General features: G+C 72.0%; 3 protein-coding genes. All 3 read right to left on the bottom strand.

Annotated features, from left to right (window positions below):
- Positions 1 to 27: 27 nt before the first annotated feature.
- Entirely contained in the window at positions 28 to 1,311 is a 1,284-nt protein-coding gene (locus tag VER05_RS05335) for an ABC transporter permease (protein WP_414647556.1), read from the bottom strand.
- Positions 1,308 to 2,888, bottom strand: a complete 1,581-nt coding sequence (locus tag VER05_RS05340; RefSeq protein WP_324844354.1) for an ABC transporter ATP-binding protein — start codon at positions 2,886 to 2,888, stop codon at positions 1,308 to 1,310. Before VER05_RS05340 ends, VER05_RS05335 begins: the two co-directional genes overlap by 4 nt.
- 147 nt (positions 2,889 to 3,035) lie before the next feature.
- A partial coding sequence (locus VER05_RS05345) for a BMP family lipoprotein (RefSeq protein WP_414647557.1) occupies positions 3,036 to 3,272 on the bottom strand: 237 nt, incomplete at its 5' end.

Raw genomic sequence — 3,272 nt, forward strand, 5'->3', positions numbered from 1 at the left:
GCGCGGGGGCGGGGGCGGCGACGGCGCTCACGCGGCGGCCTCCTTGACGACGGGCGCGGCGAGCTCGGCCGGCTGGGCGCCGGGACCGCGGGGGGACGGGAGGCGGAACACCGCGCGCACCAGCGGGGGCGCCGCGATGAAGAGCACGACGAGGGACTGGACGACCAGCACGATGTCGATCGGCGTGCCGGTGCGGGACTGCATCGCGAAGCCGCCCGCGCGCAGCGCGCCGAACAGCAGGCCGGCGAAGAACGTGCCGAGCGGCTTCGACCGGCCGAGCAGGGCGACGGTGATCGCGTCGAAGCCGAAGCTCGCCGCGATGCCGGCGGTGAGCACCTTCTCGGTGCCGAGCACCTGGGCGGTCCCGGCCATGCCCGCGAGCCCGCCGGCGACGAGCATCACGAGCAGGTACATCCGGTTGACGTTGATGCCCGCGGTCCGCGCGGCGCTCGGGTTGGACCCGACCGCACGGAACGCGAACCCGAGCGTCGACCGGTTCATCAGCCACCACACGAACACGGCGGCGAGGATCGCGACGACGAAGCCGAGGTGCAGCCGGAACTGCGGGCCGAGCAGCTGCGGGTACAGCGCGGTCCCCGCGACCGGCGGCGACACCGGGTTGTTGCTGTCGCCCCGCTTGAACGCGGACGTGGTGAGCAGGTAGCCCACCAGGTAGATCGCGATGTTGTTCAGCATGATCGTGACGATCACCTCGTTGGCCCCGGTCCGGGCCTTGAGGTAGCCCGCGATGCCGGCCCACAGGCCGCCGCCGATGACGCCGCCGATCACGGCGAGCAGCAGGTGCAGCACCGGGGGCAGGTCCCACGCGAAGCCGATGTACCCGGCGAAGATCGCGCCGAGGATGATCTGGCCCTGCGCACCGATGTTGAACATGCCGGCGCGGAAGCCGATGCCCAGGCCCAGGCCGGCGAGGATCAGCGGGACCGACCAGGTCATGGTCTCGGTGATCGGGCGGATCGCGCGGGCGAAGGTGGACGCCCCCGGGTCGAAGACCGCGCCCTGGAACAGCGCGACGTACGCGCCCCAGACGGCGTCCCACGCGGCGGAGAAGAAGTCCGCCGGCCGCGCGAAGAAGTACCCGGCGGCGTCCTGCACCGCGCTGTCCGCGGCCGCGATCAGCACGCCGGAGATGACCAGCGCGAGCACCAGGGCCGCGACCGTCACCAGCCAGCTGCTCTCCAGCATTTCGCGCAGCGCGCCCTGGGCGCGGGACTCGAGGCCGTCGTCGCGGCGCGCCGGCGCGGTGGATCCGGCCGGCGGCTGCTCGGGGGCGGGGGTCGCCTGGCTCACTTGCTCTCCTCCTCGGAGGCCTCGATGTCGGCCTCGCCGAGCACGGTGTGGTGGGTCGCGGCCTGCTGGACGGCCTCGGCCTGCGGGACGCCGGCCATCATGAGGCCGAGCACGTCCCGGTCGGTGCCCCCGGGCACGATGCCCACGATGCGGCCGCGGTACATGACGACGATCCGGTCCGCCAGGGCGAGCACCTCGTCGAGCTCGGTCGACACGATGATCACCGGGGTGCCGGTGTCCCGCTCCTGCACGATCCGCCGGTGCACGAACTCGATCGAGCCGACGTCGAGGCCGCGGGTCGGCTGGGACGCGATGAACAGCCGCAGGGGCCGCGACATCTCGCGGGCCAGGACGACCTTCTGCTGGTTGCCGCCGGACAGCGTCCCGGCGTGCGCGTCGACCGACGGGGTCCGGACGTCGAACTCGACGGTCCGGCGCTCGGCGTTCGCCTGGACCTTCTTCGGGTCCAGCGAGATCCCGCGCGCGAACGGGGCGCGGTCGTACAGGTCGAGGATGAGGTTCTCGGCGACCGAGAAGTCGGCGACCACGCCGTCCTCGGTCCGGTCCTCGGGCACGAACCCGACGCCCGCGTCGAGCACCTGCTTGACGGTGCGGCCGACGAGCTCCGTGCCGTCGAGCACGACCGAGCCGGCGACCGGCTGCTGCAGGCCGAGGATGACCTCGGTGAGCTCGGTCTGGCCGTTGCCCTGCACGCCGGCGACGGCGACGATCTCGCCGCGCGCCACGTCGAACGACACGTCGTCGACCTGGCGCACGCCCGCCTCGTCGAGCACCGACAGGTTGCGCACCTGCAGGGCGACGTCGCCGGCCTGCGCGGGCGCGCGGTCGACGCCGAGCGACACCGAGCGGCCGACCATGAGCGAGGCCAGCTCGGTCTCGGCGGCGTCGGGCCGGGCGCTGCCGACGACCTTGCCGCGGCGGATGACCGTGATCCGGTCCGCGACGGCGCGGACCTCACGGAGCTTGTGGGTGATGAAGACGATCGACGTGCCCGCCGCCCGGAGCTGCCGCATGATCGCGATGAGCTCGTCGGTCTCCTGCGGCGTCAGCACCGCGGTCGGCTCGTCGAGGATGAGCACCTTCGCGTCCCGGGACAGCGCCTTGATGATCTCGACGCGCTGCTGCGCCCCGACCGGCAGGTCCTCGACCATGGCGTCGGGGTCGACGTCGAACCCGAACCGGTCGGAGATCTCCTTGACGCGGCGGCGCGCGGCGGCGAGGTCGAGCAGGCCGCCGCCCTTCACGGGCTCGTAGCCCAGGACGACGTTCTCCGCGACGGTGAACACCGGGACCAGCATGAAGTGCTGGTGCACCATGCCGATGCCCGCCGCCATCGCGTCGCCGGGGCCGGCGAACTCCACGGGCCGGTCGTCGACGACGATCTGGCCCTCGTCCGGGTCGTAGAACCCGTAGAGCACGTTCATCAGGGTGCTCTTGCCGGCACCGTTCTCGCCCAGCAGCGCGTGGATCTCGCCGGGCTCGACCACCAGGTCGATGTGGTCGTTCGCCACCAGGGCGCCGAAACGCTTGGTGATCCCCCGCAGCTCCAGCTTCACGTGGGCCTGCTCCTTCGATCGATCGTGTCGCTGCGCACACTAGGCCAAACCGGACGGCCGTTGACAGCCGCAAGGTCCCGGGTGCGCGGGTGAACGCACGGGTGGCCCGGGCAGGCGTGCTGCCCGGGCCACCGCGGTGCTGGTGCGTCAGTTCTGGCTCGGGGACTCCACGACCAGGTCACCGGAGATGATCTGGGCCTTCAGGTCCTCGACGGCCGTCTTGACCTCGTCGGTGACCACCGAGTCGAAGTCGTGGAACGGCGCGATGCCGATGCCCTCGTTCTCCAGGGTGCCGACGTACGGGTCGGAGGAGAAGTTGCCCTCCGAGGCCTCCTTGACCGTGTCGAACACGGCCTGGCCGATCTCCTTCATGACCGAGGTCAG

It is taken from the genome of Cellulomonas sp. (assembly GCF_035634735.1).
In the GTDB taxonomy this organism is placed as follows: Bacteria; Actinomycetota; Actinomycetes; order Actinomycetales; family Cellulomonadaceae; genus Cellulomonas.